This window comes from Larkinella sp. C7, assembly GCF_006149005.1.
Taxonomy (GTDB): domain Bacteria; phylum Bacteroidota; class Bacteroidia; order Cytophagales; family Spirosomataceae; genus Larkinella.
The window spans coordinates 1-18,806 of the sequence record NZ_VBSL01000014.1; the positions used below are offsets into that span (position 1 = coordinate 1).

The window sequence follows — 18,806 nt, forward strand, 5'->3', positions numbered from 1 at the left end:
ATTGATTGATGGGTTGATTCATATCTTGATAAATGGGTTTATTAGTTAATTGATAAATTAATATATTGATTAATTGTTTATCTGATTTATTGATTACCTAATGGATTAAGTAATTATACCATTAGTGAATAAATTTATTAATGAATTATTGCACTTGTCAATAATTCCATTTTGCTTTGGCCGAAACTTCACCCCTCCCTACTTTATGACTACCTCTTCAACTGCGCCCCCCAAACCTATTGTCCTGGCCTTTGCAACCGCGAAAGGAGGGATGGGCAAAACAACCCTGTCAGTTATTGTCGCATCTTACATGCATTACAAAATGGGCGTCAAGGCGGCTATCCTCGACGTTGATGGATCCCAGCTCTCTGTTTACAACCAGCGCCTTCGTGAAGCGGAAAACCTGAGTGAAGAGGGGAAGCTTCGACTCATGGAACGTCAGGAAAAGGAAGGTATTGATGCCTACCAGATCCTGTCGGGCTATCCGGGCGATGTTCCAAAGTTATTGAAACACTTGCCCGATGGCACCCAGTTGGTGTTTGTCGACTTACCGGGCAACATCGAAATCGTTGGTTACGACCTGGCCTTGAAAGAGGTGGACTTGTTGATCGTTCCGATGGAAACCAGTGAATACTCGGTAACAACCGGGTTTCAGTACCTGAGCGCCATCAAGCAGATCGGATTGCTACCGCTTACTAATTGCTGGATACTCTGGAACAAGTATAAGCCCTCCCGTGATGGCGCCCAGGCTGACCAGTTGGAAGAGGTATTTCAATCACACGGCTTCCAGTGCTTAAAAAGCAGGGTTCCCGCCAGAGACTCCTATCAGGACCCGGCCAATCGATCTACCCTGTTTGCCATGCCTACGCCCTACCTGCGCAATTCGGGTTTAAAAGACTTATTCAGTGAGTTAGAAGACATTATCCAAAAAATTACACCAAACAAATGAGCGAAAAACCAGCAAACCTCGTCGACGTCACGCGCAAAAGCAACGCTACCCGTCTGGCCAACTTCAGCAGCACCTTGCTACCTAAGGCTCCGGACCTTTCCGAGCCCCAGCCTGAACCTCAAACACCGGAAGGGCCTGCACCGGTGGCAGCAGTAACCCTGGAGGAGACGAAGCCAGAGCCTAAGCCTCCAGTTCAGGTCAAGGCGACAACGCCTGAAACTAAGACACCGGTGGCCAGCAAAACAGACCGTCGTCGGGCATGGGGACTGTCATTCCCACTGAACGAGTTAATTACCAGCCCGGTAGGCAAGGATGTTGAGTACAAAAAGCATATCGCCATTTCGGAAGACCATCACAATTTGCTCCGGGATTTGACCTACAAACACCGGGTACCAATGAATGTCATTCTGAATAACCTATTGGAGGTCTTGAATCAGACCGTCAAAAAAGAGGCCTTAAAAGAGTAACTCTAAAAGGTCGGGTTGCTTTTGGGTAACCCGACCATCATTCACCAACCCAATCAGCCATGTTTAGCCAATACACCTGGGGGGACTTATTCAAAGTCTTAATTCCCCTGCTTGTTGTTTACTACGCGATTGTAATCTGGAAATTCTACCGGAAGAGCATTCGCGATAAGATCAGCCGACGCGGATCAGCCGAACTCACAGCCCAGACAGAAATCGACCAGGAAGAGGAGGGAAGCGAGAACGAAGCCCAACTGCTTTACACCGTGCGGGATTATCCAACCACCGCAGTTGCGTCCGCACCCGCCCCGGCCGCCAAGAAAAAGGCCCGCAGCAAACCCAAGCCCAAAGCTGCACCAACTCCTGCGCCGGCAGAGCCCACAGAGGTAGCATCTGGTGGGTTGTCCACACCTTCGGTTGAAACTGAGCCCAAGTTTACCCCGGTGCCCGTATTCGAAAGCATCACCCCGGATGATTTGTTTATAGCCATAGAGGGCGTAAGTATCCCACAGGGTGAGCACCCGCTGGAAGATGTGGTTAACGCAGCGATGACGCTTGAAAAGCAGGAGGATGGCACAGTAGTGGCCAGCGAGACCTCCGATGAACAGGGTGCCTTATTCGCCAAAATCTTTAACGACCAAAGAGCAACCGCGCTGGCAAGATTTCAATTTACCCGTTAACCTATACTGCCATGAATTCACCCGGTTTTGATTTTGGAGACTTTGTTGCATTGGCCGTTTTTGCCGTGCTGTTGCTGGTAGCGATTCGTGTAGTCCGGTTGTTGGGGCGAATGTCCGCGCGAATAGTAGCTGTTTTTGTTCGTATGGGTTTGATCAGTGTATCCCGGGCCTTATTGCAATTGGTTGGCTATGATCGACACACCTATCTGAAGCCCCGAACCATGTATTTGAACCGGGTAGAGGTGCGCTTTATGCTGTTCTGGGGCGGGTTGATTCTATGGGCATTTGTCTGGCATTTCCTCAAAACGGGCAGAACGATCCAAAGCGTAGGCCCATACTGGGTACTTGGCTTGTGTGCCTACATCGGTTTTCGCTGTTTGTCTACGATGGGAAGCGATGAAGAGGAGTTGAGCAGTGAAGAATCACAGGATGAGGCTACCAGCTCAAGCCGGTTTAATACCAACCAATCCAGCACGAACGCTCATTATCAGAGGTTTCGCAATCAAATAGTTCAATTCCGGGCGTGGGATTATCTGGATGATCTATTTCAGGGTCAATAATTTTTTTGTCCTATTGAACACTTATTAAGTGTTTGTAATATATCTTAGAAACTTCATTGGTTTTTTTGTCACCGTTTTAATCCTCCTTTGTTCAATTTTTTTATTATCTCAATTATGTTTAACCGTACTCTTTTCTCAGCAAAGCGGCCCGTCCTGATAGTGGCCCTACTGTTCGTTAATGAACTGGTTATGGCTCAGCAGCCCGCAGCCGGCAATGGTGCCGGTGCCTTGTCGGCGGCCGCCACTACCATCCGTAGCTACGGAACGGCAGCAAGCACAATCGTGCTGGCCATCGGTGTCATCATTGGTTTGATTGGCGGAATTCGGGTTTACTCCAAGTGGCACAACGGCGACCCCGACACAATGAAGGCGGTAACCGGCTGGTTTGGCGCAGCTATGTTTTTGGTGTCAATCGGCACCATTTTGCAGGCCTTTTTCGGATAATCCAGATGCTGGAAATTAACAAAGGTGTTGGCAAGCCCGTAGAGCTGATGGGCATAAAAGGGACCTATCTTTTGCTGGTTATCGGCATTGTGATCGGTAGCCTGGTTCTGGCTCTGATTCTCTACGGGTTCAACGTCAACACGTACCTGATCACCTTTCTGGTTTTGGGTCTGACCTTCGGGGGCCTCTGGTACTGCCTGCAAATGTCAGTGAAGTACGGCATTCATGGTGTGGCTAAAAAGGAAGCTAGCCGCAACCAGCCATCCGCTATTCTGATTACCTCCGCCAAACCATTCGCCCAGCTTCGCCGTGAAACTAAACGCAAGAACGCTTCAAAAAGCCCTGCCGATTCTCGCCGTTGAGAATGATTGCATTGTCAACAAGATGGCTGACATCACCGTTGGCTTTCGTTTGTACCTGCCTGAAATATTTACGATGGCGCCAGAGGATTACAGCAGCCTGCACAACAACCTCGTCAAGGCGCTTAAACTCCTGCCCGTCGGTACGGTAGTCCATAAGCAGGATTGGTTTATGGAAGAGAAGTATCAGCCCGATAGTGATCACGACGATGATAGCTTTCTGACATTGGCCTTTCAGCGTCACTTCGTCGAACGGCCTTTCCTGAATCACTTCTGCTACCTCTACGTCAGCAAGTTGCCCAAGTCCCGTCAGCGTCAAAAGAGCAATCAGCACACCCTGACGCGTAAACGGCTCATTCCGCAGGAGCAGGTCGATCCCCGCGAACTTCAGTTGTTCTTCGACTCGGTGAGCCAGTTTGAACGGATTTTGCAGGATGCCGGCATTAAGGCGGTCCGGTTGCGTGATGAGGACCTGGTTAGTTTGAAAGGGGATAAAGGTATTATTCCGAACTACTTCCGATTGCAACCTGACGGAACCCGCAAGGTAACACTGGAGGACTGGGATATTGATGGCCGGGTGCGGGTAGGGGCGAAGGACGTCATGTGCTTTACTTTATCGGACGTTGATACGCTTCCCCAGGCCGTGAACGTCATGGCCAACTATGGGCCGTTGTCGTCGGACAGTACGCCCTTCGCGGTCGGCAATGTAATACCAGTCGGGCTGATGCTACCCTTTAATCACATCTACAACCAATACCTGTGCCTGGATGACACGCAGGCGACCCTCAAGGAGTTTGAGCAGCATGTACGGCATTTAAACTCAATGTCGCTCTACTCCAGCGAAAACGGTATCAATCGAGACTGGCACCAGAAGTACATCAATGAAGCGTATCACGAGCAGCGTACCGTTTGCCGGGCTCACTTCAATGTTATGGTCTGGACGGATAAGCCTGAACAGATTGAATACCTGCGCAATGAAACCTCCTCGGCTATTGCTCAACTGGACTGCTTCCCCAAACAAAATACGCTGGATGCGGCCCGGCTGCTGTGGGCAGGGATTCCGGGTAATGCCGGCGACCTGCCGTTGGATGAAACGTTTTACACCTTCACGGACCAGGCCGTCTGCCTGCTGAATCTGGAATCGGCTTACCAATCATCGATGTCACCTTTCGGCATCCGACTCTGTGACCGTTTTGGTAAACCGGTATGGGTAGACCTGTCAGATGAACCCAAAGAGCTGGGCTGGATCAACAACCGCAATAAGTTTATTGTGGGGCCTACCGGCTCGGGTAAGTCGTTCTTTATGAACCATCTCGTCCGGCAGTACTACGAACAGGGTACGCACATTCTATTGGTCGATGTGGGACACTCATACCGCGGTCAGTGCGAATTGGTGCAACGTAAGACCTACGGACGGGATGGAATCTACCTGACGTATGAGGAAAATAACCCGATCACTTTCAACCCCTTCTTTGTTGAGGATGGCTTTTATTCCATTGAGAAAATTAGCTCGATTAACACGCTGCTACTGACGCTCTGGAAAAAGGAAGGTGAACCGTTTTCCCGCACGGAAGAGGTCGCCCTGGGTGATGCCGTCGAGGAGTTCATCAAGCTATTGAAGAAAGGAAAAGCCGAAGCTTCGTTTAACGGCTTCTACGAGTACTGCAATGATGAGAATGGGTTTCGGGCCTATCTAAAGGAGAAGAAATACAAAGCGCAATACTTTGACATTGAGCAGTTTCTGATCACCATGCAGCCCTTTTACAAAGGCGGCAAGTATGATTACCTGCTGAATTCCAACATGAACATTGATTTGATGAACAAGCGGTTCGTCGTCTTTGAACTGGACAATATCAAAGATCACCCGATTCTGCTGCCCGTAGTGACGCTGATCATTATGGAAACCTTCATATCTAAAATGCGCCGTTTGAAGGGTTTCCGCAAAATGATTGTCATTGAGGAAGCCTGGAAGGCCATCGCCAAAGAGTCTATGGCTGACTACATCAAATACCTGTTCAAGACCGTTCGGAAGCACTTTGGGGAAGCAATGGTCGTCACGCAGGAGATTGACGATATCGTCGGTAACAAGATTGTGAAGGACGCTATTATCAACAACTCGGACTGTAAGATACTGCTCGATCAATCCAACTACCAACACCGCTTCGAGGAAATCAAGCAGCTATTGGGCCTAACTGAAAAGCAAAAGCAGCTGATTCTTTCCGTCAACAAAAACAACGATCCACGTCGCAAATACAAGGAAGTCTTTATCAGTCTGGGCTCCCGGGCCAAAGTGTTTGCCACGGAGGTAAGTCTAGAAGAATATGCCGCCTTTACAACGGAGGAGCGGGAGAAGCTGGAGGTACAGCAACGCGCTGCGGCCAATGGCGGAGATATCCAGGTTGCCATCACCGACTTTGCCGATGCCCGCCGGGAGAAGGCTGCCGTATAACCACAACCGTTTTAAAAGCTCACAAACTTTATAACCTATCGGCAATGATTTTACTACAGGCAGGACAACCCGGCGCAGGAACATACGTCGATTACGACTTTTACCGGAAGTTCGAATCTTTTGAAGCATCGATCACGCAGGCGTACAAGGAAGTACTTCAGGCCATGGGCAACTTTGGGGACGTCGCGGCTGCGATTGCCGGCATTGCGGCCAGTCTCTTCATTGGGTTTAAAATCTTGCGGCATCTGGCTTATGCCGATGGTATTGATGTGTGGCCCCTGCTGCGGCCGTTCGCGATTGGCTTTCTGGCATTGAACTTCACGATTGTAACGGACTTTATCGGGGCTATGGTAAAGCCACTGGAAACGGCTACCCAAAACATGATCGATGTGCAGACCACCCGGATTCAGCAAATCGAGAATATGCGTCAAGACAAGATCCGGCAGCGGATGGCTGAGATGAATAAGAAGATCGACGAGGTAAGCGGCTGGCAGATCGGGCAATACATGAGCCTGGTTGTTGAGAAGTATCGAACGTATATCAATGAGGGTATCGATACCATTCTGAAGAACTTCTTCTACGCCATCTATCTGGCGGCTCGGTTGGTGATCCTGACCGTCAGAGCCTTCTTTCTGATTGTGCTGACGATGATCGGCCCCTTAGCGTTCGCGATTGCCATTTTTACCGGCTTTCAGGATTCTCATTTGCTATGGATCGCCCGGTACGTGCAGGTATCGCTCTGGTTTCCGCTGGCCAACATTCTGGGTACGATTGTCACCTATTTGCAGGGTAAGGTGATCGCCCTCCAGTATCTGGAATTGACCAATAACGTACCCGATGAAGCCCAGAGTGGCAAGATCATTTACATCGTGTTTATGATCATCGCTACACTGGCCTACTTCACCATACCCACTATTTCGAGCTACATCATTTCCTCCTCCGGAGTCGGCTCCGCCATGCAGCGAATGACCAGCATGAGCACCGCATTGGCAGCGGGGGCAATGGGCATGGCGGCACCGGCTGCACTGGCAGGTGCGGGTTTAGTTGGTAAGGGTGGTGTAGCTGCCGGTGGTGCTGTTATTAGTGCTGGAAAAATGGGTCTGGGCGCAACCATCATGGCGGGTCAGGCTGTGGCTCAGCAAGCGGCCTGGTACGGGCGGGCGGCTCAGCACGAGATGCGCAATATTTCCGGATCGGGTGGCAAAAAAACGTAAAGCCCTATGGTGACGAAATGTCACTAGCCTCAAACCATTCACAGAAAACATAAATCTAAGCCATGGCAGCAGATCAAATCTTTTTCAAATCGCTCCGCAACCTGGAGACTTCGTACCGCAACATCCGGATACTATCGTTTGTGTCCATCGGCACCTTTTTTTGCATTACCATCGGGGCTCTATACTTCGCCTATATCATCAAGACGGACTCGGAAAGTCGTATTTACGTCGTTGAGCAAGGCAAGACCCTGATTGCCGCTTTACGCAAAGATGTGCGCGAAAATCGACCTGTCGAGGCCCGCGACCACATCAAGCGATTTCACGAGTTGTTCTTTACGCTGGACCCTGATCCGGGTTCAATTGAAGATCACGTCCGGGAGGCCTTGCCCTATGCTGATGAGAGCGTTTCGCGGCTTTATCTGGACACCAAGGAAAAGGGCTACTACAATAATCTGGTTCAGGCAAATGCCTCGCAGGAGATTCAGGTTGATAGCGTTCAACTGGATTTGAATCAGTATCCGTATCGATTCCGTTCCTACGCACGTCAGCAGATTATTCGGCTAACGAAGGTGACTACACGTCGGCTGATCACCGGAGGATACCTGCGTAACGTCAGCCGATCCGAGGTTAACCCGCATGGATTCCTCATCGAGCAATTTGGCATCATTGATAATTCGGACATTGAAGAACGGGCACGGCAATGAGACTATTCGGTGAGACCTTAATTCGAATCAACAACTGGGTTACGGGATTATCGAACCGCGCCCGCCTTCGTCTGGTGCTATCGTTTTTCCTGCTCCTGTTGGGTTCCAGTTGCTATAAGCTGGTTACCTCCTGGCAGCGGCTGCAAGAGCCCTTGCCAAAAGTCAGTCCTCAGGAGATGATCAAACCCATGCAGGAGATATTTCTACAGACTAAGCAGCGCTATCCCGACGCCCGTACCAACAGGGACTTCGCTCGTCTGGATAGCCTGGCTAAGATATACATGGACAAAAAACACGTAAAGCAATGAATACGACATCTATTGCCATTTCGCCACCGTACGACGATGACATTACCCGAAGGGGTCAGCCCTATCTGGTATATCCGGTTTTTTTCACGATTGCCGTTTGTCTCCTTTTCCGTTTGGGTGGAGGTGGCTCGGGAGCCCGCAATAACAATAATGCTGAAGGAGGTTCACTTGGCTTTAATACACAGATGCCCAGCGCCGAAAATACCAGCTTGAAACAGCCCTCTATTGAGCGTCCATCTTATGCCAAAGCCGAAGGCCAAATATTGTCCAGCTTTACCCATACACAGAAACTGCCGGTGGCTAATGGACTGCGTGAACTACCGTCTGATGAGACTACGGCTAATAACGCCAATGTTGCAACGCCTTTGGCGCAAAACATACCAACAGTGGCCACAAGTCAGCCAGCCTCGGCCTATGTGCCATCCCAGACAGTAAAAGGCTCACGCACCAGAAAACGGGGCAATTCGCAAGGATTCCAATACCACGCACCACGGCAACCCTACTACGTTGGCACGAACCAAACGGATCAGCAACTGGAAAGCCAGCTCAGCACCTACCAGGCAGCCAGTCGCCCAGGCAATCAGCCAACAAGCTCGCACACTGCCGGACAATCTACCAGTCTGACTGAACCCGGCTCGGTGCCTAATCTGATCCAGTTGGCCGATAACACGACTGCAACCCGACTTGCAGAGCCAACGCCTGTCCTTGAGAATCCATTCAATACGGCGGAGGTAGGGCCTACCCGGCGAGAATCCCAGAAAACGAGTCTGCAAACTTCCGGCTACAACCGGCGCGCGGTGGCCACGATGATACCCGCGGTCATTCACGATGATCAGAGCGTGCGACCTGGCCAGCCGGTGAAGCTGCGGCTGACCAAAGCAATTGTCGTCGACGGTATCAATGTGCCAGCCAACACGATTGTCCATGCAACCTGCAAGCCCGAAGGTGACCGTATTTACCTGATCATCCGTAGCCTGCAACTCAATAGCCAGTTGATTCCGCTGGATCTGGAAGCGGTTGATCTGGATGGCGGTACCGGTGTCAATGCGCCTGGCTTATCGGAACAATTGGGGGGACAATTGAAGTCGTCGGCGGTGCAGGGTGTTCAGGTTCCTACCGGCAGCATGTTGGTAAACACGGTTCTAAATACCGCACGGTTCGGGGCGTCTTCCGCCGTTCGCAAATCCATGATTCACCTCAAAGGAGGCTATCACCTGTTTCTAAAATCCATCTAACACCATGAGAAAATTACTCCTTTTAGGTCTACTGTTGCTTTCTGCAGAAGCCACCCGCGCGCAGATCGCCTATTCCCAAAATCTGGATAAGAACACCTTTCAGACCTCCTACGCCATCAAGGTAGGCTCGAATAAAACCACTCACCTGATCTTTCCATTCGAGATCAAATACGCGGATCTGGGTAGCAAAGACTTGTTTGGCGAAGCCGTCGCTAATGCGGGCAATGTATTCCGGATTAAAGCAACCGGTCGCACCTTTCTGGAAAGTAGCCTGACGGTGATTACCTCGGATGGACGGCTATTTAGTTTTCTGGTCAGCTACGACGAAAACCCGCTGGTCTTAACCTATGATCTCACCCGGGTCGGCATGGGCGCCATTGTCCCGAAAACGGCCAAAGTAAGCACCGGTTCACCGGCACGTCTGGCGGATCAGCTTAACGGATTAGGAGAGCGGGCCATGACGTCTAAACGACGGATCAAGCACATCGGTACCGAGCAACAAGGTGTCAATTTACACCTGAAAAACATCCTGTATAAAGACGATGTGATGTTTCTAGTTCTGGGCCTGGACAACGATTCCAAGTTGGATTACGATATGGACTTCCTGCACGTTTTTGTCTCTCAGGCTAAAAAGGCGGGGGAAAGCTCCGTTTCTCAGGATGTACCCGTTGAGGCCATTAAAATCTTCAACGCCAGCGAAAACACGGTACCGCACCGCAAGGAAATTACCAAGGTGGTGGCCATTACCCGGATGACATTGGAGAAAGACCGTCGGCTGATGGTGCAAATCAATGAGAAGGAGGGAGGGCGCATGTTGACGCTCCCGATAGGAACCGAAGAATTAGCCTCAGCCCGCCCATTGCTATGATGAAACGTTGGTTTTTCGCATCACTATTGCTGGGTAATTGCATTTATGCAAAAGCCCAGCTTCACCAGTCCGGACAGACCGCCGTTGAGGTGTCTGTCGGGGCATTGGACGGATTTCGGCTACCTCACCAGGATAACTTTGGTTACTTCGCCGGCATAGCCTTCAGCAAGTATCATACCCGCTATCTCTATTGGAAAGCCGGGATGCAACTGAATCAGAAAAGCTACGCGTATGATGCGGTTCGCATCCCCTTGCAGCAGTGGCTCGGTACCGCTGAAATCTATACGCGCATACTGGGCCGGGTTAGTCAGTCACTGATCATCAATGCCGGAATCGGCGCAGCTGGTGGCTACGAGTCAATTAATTCCGATCGACGCTTTGTGGAGGGGGCGGCCATTGGCAACCGCTCCAAGTGGGTAGTCGGCCCGACCGCGGCAATCGAAGCGGAATACCTGCTGACGGGTAACCTGATCCTGGTTGCCCGGGCTAAAGAGCACTACCTGTTTCGCTCCTCGGTAACCAACACCCGATTTAATGCCGGCATCGGAATCAAGATTATTCTTCCAGCTAAAGATGATGAATAAAGTTGCTATGAAAACGAACAAAAAAAGCCTCGGTGCTTCATACGGCGTGATTGTGTTGGTATATATAACACTCTCGACGCTATTCTTTGGCTGTCAAAACGAAAGCCTTGACATTCGTGGGCCTTACCGCATCAAACTAAATGCAAGGCCCGATATTCCAGTACCAAAACTCAATTTTGCCATTGGTATAACGCTGGATCTGCAAACAGACTCCTACTATTCGACGGGAGGATATCAGCTTATTTTTTACCAAGAAACCGGTCTGGGCAGGCTTCGAAAAGACACGGTTGGCATTCCGCAAAAGGTACCCATTCCGTTAGGGCTTGGTCAGACTCATTTTGCGTTCACACCGGCTGCTACCGGAAATTGTCAGGTCGTATTAATAGCACGTCAGGCACGGGGCTACACCCAGCCCGATACCGTCCGGTTAAACTTTCAAGTTATTCCTTAATTCCCATTCCCATGAAAAAGCTATTCGCCTTCTCTCTTGCCCTGGTAGTGGCCTCCGTGTCCGGTCAGGCTCAAATCAATATATCCGGTGATGCCAATACGGAAGCATCTGCGAAACTGGAAATCATCCGGATCATTCAGGAGCGCATCCAGAAAATGACCATTGCTGAAATCAATTCCCGGATCGTCGTATCGAAAGGTGTGTCTACTTATTACAAAGTGGATGAGATCATAAAAATGCATCAAAGCATAGCGAACGGCCGGCAGTCATACGCATTGATGGCGCAGAACCTCAACAAGGGGGCGCTGGGTATTCAAAACACTTACGTTAATACGTACATTGATGCCGTTAAAAAAGCAGACGCTTTAAAGAAGCAGCTTAATACAGTTACCACATCTGGTAACATCATCCAGTTGCCACCACTGCCCGTCTTTAATATCTCTTTTGCTTCCAGTAGTGGATCTAACCCGGCCAATGACCTCACTCAGCAAATTACAGACCTGATGGCTAGTTATGGGGTCTTGGCTCCGGAAGACTGGGATAAAATAGATCCTGCCAAAAAACAGGAACTGGAAGCGAAACTGGCGGTGATGAAAGACGATCTTCAGAAACAGACGATTTCCAAGGGCAACAGCAATGCCACCAAGCTGGTAACTTTTGTTGCTAACCTACTGGCTCCAGGTTTGGGTAGTGTTCTGGGTGGCGTAACGTCAGGGAAGCCAATCTCGGCGTTAGTCGGCTACGTTTCTGATAATTTTCAGATGCCAACCGAATACTATTCATCCGAGACATTGAAACTGACCGATTCGGAACGCATTAAGGTGATTGATGAACTGCATTTGCGCATGTCTGAAGTCTATCAGCAAACTTCTGCCTTATCCGCCAGTTTAAGTAGTGAAGCCCGGAAGCGTTACGGTGAAGTAACCGAACAGCGTAACGATCTGATTTTGCATGCACCCAAAAACTGACCCTATGAAAACGGTTCGAGTCTGGATTTTAGGATTGATGATTGCCGGATTGTCAGGCTGTAACAAGGAGCCAGATTCGGATCTGCCCGATTATTTAGTGATGCCGTCTTCTCTGTCTGGGTACAAGGGAACGGGCCGTATCGCCATCAACGGTGGCTTAACACTAGTGGCCGAGGGCCAGGAACGGGTTCAAACGGGTGGTAAAATATCCGGCGTTCTGGCCTCGGCGATCTTTAGCAACGAGGTTTTAATCAATGCCACTTTTGGCCAGCCCCGGATTTACGCGGAAAGCTCTGTTGTGCCCAGTAATTCCCGATCAAACGGCGAGCTGCGCATTTCGAATACCATTCGGGCAGGTTCGTATCCCATGGGAATTAAAATGCAGCCCACACCAAAAGGCGAGTTTGCGTCTCTGATACTGAACTTGCCTGGGACATTACTCTATATCAGCCAGGAGGGAAGTATTACCATTGAATCGTCAACGCTGGTGAAGCAGGAAGGGAGTAATAGCTTATACCGAATCCAAGGCACCTTTGACGTCAACCTGCACAGTGATGATTCGGGCAATCCTAATCCTGATCCGCATGTGACCGGCAACTTTGATGTACTGGCCGTGGATAACTAAAAAGCCATAACTTTCTGACCCATCCATTCTAATCCTATTTTCATCGAATTATCTCCAATAAAGTGAGGCCAAAAAGTAGGTTCAGGTAATTTTTTGCTTTCACTTTTCTGAAACTAACTTGTTGAGCCCATATGAATCAGATTTTTGGTTATGCCCGCGTCTCCACGGTCGATCAGAACCTGGATACCCAGATTGATACTCTACAGAAATTCGGTTGCCATGAAATCTTTCAGGATAAAGTTTCCGGAGTTCACATTAGCCGACCAGCTCTGGACGAATTACTCGCCAAATTACGAGAAGGTGATACTGTTGTTGTTGCTCGATTTTTTCGGTTAGGTAGGAGTAGGGACCACCTCATTTCCCTGATCAGTCAATTTGCCCAACGCGGTATTCATTTTCGGGCACTGGATTTAGGGGTAGACAGTTCCACGCCAGCCGGTAAAATGGTGTTGCAAATTTTTGCAGCCTTAGCGGAATATGATCGGGAAAGTATTCTGGAGAAAACCAGGGCTGGTCAGTTACTAGCCAAAGCGAAAGGAAAACACATTGGTCGACCCAGTGGCATTGATCCTGAGAAGTTTAAAAAAGTGAAGAAGGCTTTTGAAAAAGGTTTGTCCGTTTCGGAGATCGTAAACCTCACCGGGATTAGTATGTCCAGCGTTAAGCGGTACCGAAAACAAATCAAATGATCGTTAAAATCCACAATAGAAATTCCCCAAGTTATAAAATCACTTCCAGTCTCTTCTAATTGTGAACTCAGTGAGTTCACAATTAGAGCTAGGATATAATTTACTTTGTTCAAATTGACCATCGTTCTTACTATCCCCGAAATTTAACCGACTGCCAGGTTTTTAGTAGATTTGAAATCTCCCTGCATTTATGATTTTCACCATTAATTTGTAAGTGTCTGTTAACCAATGAAGATCTAATTGATTACTGCAAATGTGGTCACATAATTGGTAGGTAATGAGGGGGTTACTTTCTTTTCAGTAGGAATAGCATCAGAACGAATGGTAAAAAACGGCACTATTAAAAGTAATATTAATATATTAGGAGGATTTGAAGGTTTCGACCGGATCCCTGATTTGCTTGGTGCAACCTCGCTATCTCTTAATGAACGTACGGAAGCATCGGCAAAAAGGTACCTCAATGCAATCAATGAAACCTTTAATAAATTCCACTCTAAAGAAGTTGAACTGCTTTTCAAAGCGGCACTACAATCCAGGAAACTGTCTGAGGAGGCAAAAAAACGGGTAATGGCACTTCAGTTCATTGCAGGTGACCCACTCTTTCAATCCCTCTTTATAGATTGCTTCATCCCAGTAGTAAATAGTGGCAGGATAACCATATCGAAGCATGATGTGATTGCTTATATTGACGAAAATATAAGACTGGATACATTAAACGTTACCTGGAGCCGTGAAACGATTGATACAGTCAGCCGAAAATTCCTATCAGTCCTTAAGAAGCTCAACTTCCTGGATGGTAAGGTCAAGAAAACACTGGTTGACACATACACAGGGCCTGATTTCCTGGTCTTCTTCCACTATTGGCTTCAGGCGTTTAACGAAACCAGTAATGCCCTCACTTCCCGATTCTTTCCATTGTTGATGGTCTCCAAAGAAAAATACCTTTTCCTACTCAAGCAAGAGGCAATTCGAAACAAGATTGATTGGAGCTATTCCGGCGATAAAGTGCAAGTATCTACTAAATTAACCCTTGACGAATACGCCGATGAGCTTTCAAACCGACTACGTTGAGAAGTTTCAGAACCTGGCCCTAGCCTTGTCGCCCGACAACATCGATCAGATTCGACTCACAGCGAACGGCGGTAATACCGTCTTGTTCGTTTATCCCCCAACCGACGAAGAGGCTTATATACAGGAGGCTCATAAACGGTATCCTAACGCCCAGTTTATCGATGTGCGACAACTCCTGATCGACTTTATTCGTCAGATTGGCTGGGCCGATTTCCGGGACTACTATACAGCCTACCGGTCGCAGCCTGAAGTAGTGTTCATGGACGACGGCGAAGAGGAAAAGCTGTTTATCCGCATTATCACCAGTATTCGGAACGCTATTAAAGCGGGTCAACTGCCCATACTGGTGCATACCGGTGCCCTATATGGCACCGGTATCGATAACGTCAACATCATGCAGCACCCGGATGTCATGCGGTTCGATCAACCGCTGATTGTATTCTATCCGGCTATTTTTAAATCTGAAACCGAACTTGACTTTTTGGGCGTGAAGCCTGCTTCGAAATACCGGTGCAAACTGGTTAGCTAACAACATGAAAACAATTAAGGATATCCTTCGCCTAAACCTTGCCGAAGACATTAAAAACGTAATCGATCTGGAAGATGAGTCAGAAACGGGGATTCAACAGGAGATCGAATCGTACATCGTGACGGACAATATTGCCAAACACTTCTATGATTTTGTAACGCAGTACACCTCTACCATTAAAGAAACAGGCGTTTGGATTTCGGGTTTCTATGGCTCGGGCAAATCCTATTTTGGCAAGACCCTGGGTTACCTGATTGCCAATAAAACGATCAATGGCACACCGGTGCGGGATCGCTTTGCGCCCCGTCTGGCTGGTATCAAAGACGAAAGTCTAATTATAAACGGGATTAATAAACTGGACGCCTTTCCGACAAAGGTTGTGCTGCTCGACGTGGCCAAGCAGAATACTCGTCAAGGTCTTGCCTTCACCCTGTTTGCCAACTTCCTGAAGAGTCTGGGTTTCTTGCCTAATATCTATGGTTTCTTTGAGTATCAGTTATTTCTGGAAGGTGATTTAGATGCCTTTGAACAACGGGTGCTGGCCAGCGAGTTGGAGCCGTGGAAAGAGGTAAAGAAACGTTCCATGAAGGTTCCGGCAGTTGTTAAGCGTGTGTTGGTTGGCTGGAAGTATTCTGCTGATGTTGATTATGATCTGACGCATAAATACCTGGAATCGCAGATTGACAATTTCTCGCCGGTAGCTCTGAAGGATGAATTGACTAGCTATCTAGGCAAATTCCCGGCCGAATCCATCGTCTTCATTTTCGATGAAGCCAGTGAAGCCATTGCGCAGAAGAAGTTCAGTTTGCTCGATCTGGAAGGGATCAGCGAAGCGTTGTCGAGCATTTCCAAAAAGGTTTGGACCATTGCCATTGCGCAGGAGAAGCTGGATGATGTCATCAACAACAACAATATCTCCAAGTCGCAGCTCATCAAGGTAACCGATCGCTTCAAAACGAAGATCCACCTGGAGTCGACGGAAGTGGATAAGATTATTCGTAGTCGGCTGCTGCAAAAGACGGATGCGGGTAAGCAGGCCCTCCTCGACTACTACGCCAAAAATCAGGGGCTGATTGCCGATAGCACCAACCTCGACTCGTCGTTTCCGACCAAAACCGAGAACGCCGAAGCCTTTGCCATTTATTACCCTTTCCACCAGTACCATTTTGCCTTACTGCAAAACTTCCTGTTTAGCTCCAAAGCGCTAACCAGCACCCAGATTGCCGCCCGGGGGATGATCATTACCACCTTTGATGTACTGCGGAAACAACTCAAAGACCTCGACCTGTATCAGTTTGGAACTGCCCACCACCTGACCACCGAGGCACAAACGCAACCCTCGGCGGCTTTGGTCAATAAGTACGACAATGCCTATAAAATTCTCCATAATAAGGATTCGGAGATCGACGGTACCAAGTTGCTGAAAACAATTCATTTCATTAATGAATCACAACGCGTAAATCCTACCTCTGAAAATATTACCAAACTCTACCTCTCGGATCTGACCCGCTACCACAGCACCAAGCCGCAGATTGAAGAAGCGCTGACGGTACTGGTCGATGCCAAGATTCTGCTGGAGAGCCATCACCAATATAAAATCACCTCTGACCTGGAAACCCGCCTGCTGGAAGAGATGCGGGAGTTTCCGGTGGAGCTGTACCTGAAGAAACGGGAGATCATTCAGTACCTGAAAAAGAACGCTGACCTGCGCACGGTGCAGACGCTGCAAGAGGGGCAGACGACCTACAATTTCAGAATTCTCTCCGATCAGGACGAAGACATTTTCCCGGCTTCGAGCAAACAGATGAAATTGCAGGTGTACAACATCTACAACATTAACGAAAAGCTCGATGACTTTATCGAGAAGCTGAAGCTACAGTCGCAGAGTCAGAAAAATGTGATTTACCTGGTACCGAATACCACCCTTTTCGCAACGATTGACAAGCTGCTAGAAGCGGTAAAGCGGCATAAATACACGGTCGACAAATACGAAAACGACAATGATCCAAACGTGCGGCAGATTGCCCGTGAGTTTGGGGTCATTAAGGAGCAGAAAGAGAAAGAGCTTATTCAGACCATTGAAAAGGCCTACACCACCGGCCACCTGGTTTACCTCTTCGACGATCATTTAATTAATACCGACTCGTTCCGGTTAACGTTGATTGGCATCCAGAAGAAGCTGATTAAGTACATCTTCACCCGAAGGCTCGATGTGCAACTTTCCGAAGCAGCAGCGCCTAAACTGCTGAAGGAAACTAACAAAGACCGGTATCACAGTCAGTTTGCTGGCAATGACTTCAAGTTTTTTGATGCCAATGGCAACTTCATTGGCGAGAGCCTCAAGGTTGTTGAAGAGTTGAACCACCTGATTCAGCACAACTTCACCGATGGGGCTACTATCGAAACAGAACTGTTGAATCCACCGACGGGCTATAGCTACGGAACCGTTTGTACCACACTGGCCGTGTTGATGAAGGCTGGAAAACTGGTGGTGAAAGTCGGTGGGCACGAATACTTTTCGCCCACCGACCCGGAGGTACTCAAGGCATTCGAGAACTCACGGGAGTTTAAAAAGACCAGCTTCAAAGCCATTTCGAAATCGCTCTCAACGGCCGATAAAAACGAGATTGTTCGGACGCTGATGGAATTGAAGTACAATGAAGAGATTAAGAATCATAACGATCCGCGGGTTGACTGGAACCTCAACGACTTTCAGTTGGTAAACGCTAGTGTCCTAACCGCCAGTCATTTTATTAGTAAAATAAAGGGGATGGAGCAGTCGAATGCAGAATTTCCAAAGCTATTCCCCAATGTGGCCGCGCTGAAAACCGAATTGAATGCCTTTACCGGGCAGGTTAACGAGAATAATTATATCGGTAAAGCCGCTACGTTTATTAGTCAAAAAGCGCGTTTTAGTGAGATTTCGAAAATCATTGACAAGACCCAAAAGTTCATCAAGAACAATTTGGTTAAGGCCAAGGGGATGAAACGATTCGTAGATGACCTGTCCGTAGAGTTACATAAAGCGCAGGTGTCGGATGTTGATTTCGATACGCCCATTCAGATCTTTCGGGATATTTATGACAATTATTTGGTCGACCGGTTTGTGGACTTACAGCAAACGGCGCAAACAATCAAAGATCAATATTACAAGCTTGTAGAGGCTGAAAATAAAAAAATGAGACCGGTCTATCAAGCGGTTAAAACCAAAGCCGTTGATACACTGACGGAAATAAGGAAATATCCGCTCAACCTAAATCAGCTCATACTGACCAAAGCTGAAGCCACCCTGAAACAGGCGCAGGATCGTATATATGACCGCGTGAGTTTGGAGTTTCACATTTCCTGCCAGAATAGTCACCTGTCGTTGTCGGAAATGCAAAATGCGGTGGCATTGGCATCTAGCAAGGAAGCGGAGTTGGACAACCTGCTAACGCAGATCAAAACACATGCGGATCCTGTTCCCAATCCCAGCAGATCCTATCCTGTAGATGAGCCTCCTGCTCCTAAACTCACCCGCAAAGTGCGGCTGACTATACCTAAAACGGTCATGACCGTGCAGGCATACCGGCAGATCCTTTCGGAGCAGATTAAAGCGTTGGTAGGCGTGCCCAATGAAGATACCATTGAAATTGACTTTCATAACTAACCCCAC

The 18,806-nt window shown here is 48.5% G+C and carries 19 protein-coding genes; all 19 read left to right on the top strand.

Annotated elements, in window-relative coordinates:
• Window positions 1-205: 205 nt before the first annotated feature.
• The 19 genes from FH871_RS25225 (at window position 206) to brxC (ending at window position 18,800) form a co-directional block, all read left to right on the top strand.
• Entirely contained in the window at window positions 206-949 is a 744-nt protein-coding gene (locus tag FH871_RS25225; protein WP_138994195.1) for a ParA family protein, read from the top strand.
• A complete protein-coding gene (locus FH871_RS25230; protein WP_138994196.1) occupies window positions 946-1,416 on the top strand; it encodes an SPOR domain-containing protein in 471 nt (156 codons plus the stop codon). The genes FH871_RS25225 and FH871_RS25230 overlap by 4 nt, the downstream gene beginning before the upstream one ends.
• A gap of 59 nt (window positions 1,417-1,475) precedes the next feature.
• A complete protein-coding gene (locus FH871_RS25235; RefSeq protein ID WP_138994197.1) occupies window positions 1,476-2,093 on the top strand; it encodes a hypothetical protein in 618 nt (205 codons plus the stop codon).
• 11 nt (window positions 2,094-2,104) lie between these two features.
• Window positions 2,105-2,653, top strand: a complete 549-nt coding sequence (locus tag FH871_RS25240) for a hypothetical protein (protein WP_138994198.1) — start codon at window positions 2,105-2,107, stop codon at window positions 2,651-2,653.
• A gap of 114 nt (window positions 2,654-2,767) precedes the next feature.
• Complete coding sequence (locus FH871_RS25245; protein ID WP_138994199.1) at window positions 2,768-3,097, top strand: DUF4134 family protein; 330 nt, start codon at window positions 2,768-2,770, stop codon at window positions 3,095-3,097.
• A 5-nt stretch (window positions 3,098-3,102) separates the two neighbouring features.
• Window positions 3,103-3,459, top strand: coding sequence for a DUF4133 domain-containing protein (locus FH871_RS25250; RefSeq protein WP_138994200.1), 357 nt, complete (start codon window positions 3,103-3,105; stop codon window positions 3,457-3,459).
• A complete protein-coding gene (locus FH871_RS25255; RefSeq protein ID WP_138994201.1) occupies window positions 3,407-5,905 on the top strand; it encodes a TraG family conjugative transposon ATPase in 2,499 nt (832 codons plus the stop codon). The genes FH871_RS25250 and FH871_RS25255 overlap by 53 nt, the downstream gene beginning before the upstream one ends.
• Before the next feature lie 44 nt (window positions 5,906-5,949).
• A complete protein-coding gene (locus FH871_RS25260) occupies window positions 5,950-7,119 on the top strand; it encodes a hypothetical protein (RefSeq protein WP_138994202.1) in 1,170 nt (389 codons plus the stop codon).
• A gap of 62 nt (window positions 7,120-7,181) precedes the next feature.
• A complete protein-coding gene (gene traK / locus FH871_RS25265) occupies window positions 7,182-7,823 on the top strand; it encodes a conjugative transposon protein TraK (RefSeq protein ID WP_138994203.1) in 642 nt (213 codons plus the stop codon).
• Between the two features lie 304 nt (window positions 7,824-8,127).
• On the top strand, window positions 8,128-9,366 hold the full coding sequence (traM, locus tag FH871_RS25270) for a conjugative transposon protein TraM (protein WP_138994204.1): 1,239 nt from the start codon (window positions 8,128-8,130) through the stop codon (window positions 9,364-9,366).
• 4 nt (window positions 9,367-9,370) lie between these two features.
• On the top strand, window positions 9,371-10,234 hold the full coding sequence (gene traN, locus FH871_RS25275) for a conjugative transposon protein TraN (RefSeq protein WP_138994205.1): 864 nt from the start codon (window positions 9,371-9,373) through the stop codon (window positions 10,232-10,234).
• Window positions 10,231-10,818: a conjugal transfer protein TraO gene (locus tag FH871_RS25280; protein ID WP_138994206.1), complete on the top strand. Its 588-nt coding sequence runs from the start codon at window positions 10,231-10,233 to the stop codon at window positions 10,816-10,818. The genes traN and FH871_RS25280 overlap by 4 nt, the downstream gene beginning before the upstream one ends.
• Complete coding sequence (locus FH871_RS25285) at window positions 10,808-11,269, top strand: hypothetical protein (RefSeq protein WP_138994207.1); 462 nt, start codon at window positions 10,808-10,810, stop codon at window positions 11,267-11,269. Before FH871_RS25280 ends, FH871_RS25285 begins: the two co-directional genes overlap by 11 nt.
• 11 nt (window positions 11,270-11,280) lie before the next feature.
• Window positions 11,281-12,237 carry a hypothetical protein gene (locus FH871_RS25290; protein WP_138994208.1) on the top strand — a complete coding sequence of 319 codons (957 nt, stop codon included), beginning with the start codon at window positions 11,281-11,283 and terminating at the stop codon, window positions 12,235-12,237.
• Between the two features lie 4 nt (window positions 12,238-12,241).
• Complete coding sequence (locus tag FH871_RS25295; RefSeq protein WP_138994209.1) at window positions 12,242-12,862, top strand: hypothetical protein; 621 nt, start codon at window positions 12,242-12,244, stop codon at window positions 12,860-12,862.
• 131 nt (window positions 12,863-12,993) lie between these two features.
• Window positions 12,994-13,551, top strand: a complete 558-nt coding sequence (locus FH871_RS25300; protein ID WP_138994210.1) for a recombinase family protein — start codon at window positions 12,994-12,996, stop codon at window positions 13,549-13,551.
• A 321-nt stretch (window positions 13,552-13,872) separates the two neighbouring features.
• Complete coding sequence (locus FH871_RS25305) at window positions 13,873-14,622, top strand: hypothetical protein (RefSeq protein WP_138994211.1); 750 nt, start codon at window positions 13,873-13,875, stop codon at window positions 14,620-14,622.
• Window positions 14,597-15,151 carry a hypothetical protein gene (locus FH871_RS25310; RefSeq protein ID WP_138994212.1) on the top strand — a complete coding sequence of 185 codons (555 nt, stop codon included), beginning with the start codon at window positions 14,597-14,599 and terminating at the stop codon, window positions 15,149-15,151. The genes FH871_RS25305 and FH871_RS25310 overlap by 26 nt, the downstream gene beginning before the upstream one ends.
• A 4-nt stretch (window positions 15,152-15,155) precedes the next feature.
• A complete protein-coding gene (brxC, locus tag FH871_RS25315) occupies window positions 15,156-18,800 on the top strand; it encodes a BREX system P-loop protein BrxC (RefSeq protein WP_138994213.1) in 3,645 nt (1,214 codons plus the stop codon).
• Window positions 18,801-18,806 lie beyond the last annotated feature (6 nt).

What these genes read in the sequence shown, in the direction of transcription:
- FH871_RS25310 (WP_138994212.1), top strand. Translation starts at nt 14,597, where the DNA reads ATGAGCTTTCAAACCGACTACGTTGAGAAGTTTCAGAACCTGGCCCTA.
- FH871_RS25295 (WP_138994209.1), top strand. Translation starts at nt 12,242, where the DNA reads ATGAAAACGGTTCGAGTCTGGATTTTAGGATTGATGATTGCCGGATTG.
- traM (WP_138994204.1), top strand. Translation starts at nt 8,128, where the DNA reads ATGAATACGACATCTATTGCCATTTCGCCACCGTACGACGATGACATT.
- traN (WP_138994205.1), top strand. Translation starts at nt 9,371, where the DNA reads ATGAGAAAATTACTCCTTTTAGGTCTACTGTTGCTTTCTGCAGAAGCC.
- FH871_RS25290 (WP_138994208.1), top strand. Translation starts at nt 11,281, where the DNA reads ATGAAAAAGCTATTCGCCTTCTCTCTTGCCCTGGTAGTGGCCTCCGTG.
- FH871_RS25300 (WP_138994210.1), top strand. Translation starts at nt 12,994, where the DNA reads ATGAATCAGATTTTTGGTTATGCCCGCGTCTCCACGGTCGATCAGAAC.
- FH871_RS25245 (WP_138994199.1), top strand. Translation starts at nt 2,768, where the DNA reads ATGTTTAACCGTACTCTTTTCTCAGCAAAGCGGCCCGTCCTGATAGTG.
- FH871_RS25250 (WP_138994200.1), top strand. Translation starts at nt 3,103, where the DNA reads ATGCTGGAAATTAACAAAGGTGTTGGCAAGCCCGTAGAGCTGATGGGC.
- FH871_RS25280 (WP_138994206.1), top strand. Translation starts at nt 10,231, where the DNA reads ATGATGAAACGTTGGTTTTTCGCATCACTATTGCTGGGTAATTGCATT.
- FH871_RS25260 (WP_138994202.1), top strand. Translation starts at nt 5,950, where the DNA reads ATGATTTTACTACAGGCAGGACAACCCGGCGCAGGAACATACGTCGAT.
- FH871_RS25285 (WP_138994207.1), top strand. Translation starts at nt 10,808, where the DNA reads ATGATGAATAAAGTTGCTATGAAAACGAACAAAAAAAGCCTCGGTGCT.
- traK (WP_138994203.1), top strand. Translation starts at nt 7,182, where the DNA reads ATGGCAGCAGATCAAATCTTTTTCAAATCGCTCCGCAACCTGGAGACT.
- FH871_RS25230 (WP_138994196.1), top strand. Translation starts at nt 946, where the DNA reads ATGAGCGAAAAACCAGCAAACCTCGTCGACGTCACGCGCAAAAGCAAC.
- brxC (WP_138994213.1), top strand. Translation starts at nt 15,156, where the DNA reads ATGAAAACAATTAAGGATATCCTTCGCCTAAACCTTGCCGAAGACATT.
- FH871_RS25225 (WP_138994195.1), top strand. Translation starts at nt 206, where the DNA reads ATGACTACCTCTTCAACTGCGCCCCCCAAACCTATTGTCCTGGCCTTT.
- FH871_RS25305 (WP_138994211.1), top strand. Translation starts at nt 13,873, where the DNA reads ATGGTAAAAAACGGCACTATTAAAAGTAATATTAATATATTAGGAGGA.
- FH871_RS25240 (WP_138994198.1), top strand. Translation starts at nt 2,105, where the DNA reads ATGAATTCACCCGGTTTTGATTTTGGAGACTTTGTTGCATTGGCCGTT.
- FH871_RS25235 (WP_138994197.1), top strand. Translation starts at nt 1,476, where the DNA reads ATGTTTAGCCAATACACCTGGGGGGACTTATTCAAAGTCTTAATTCCC.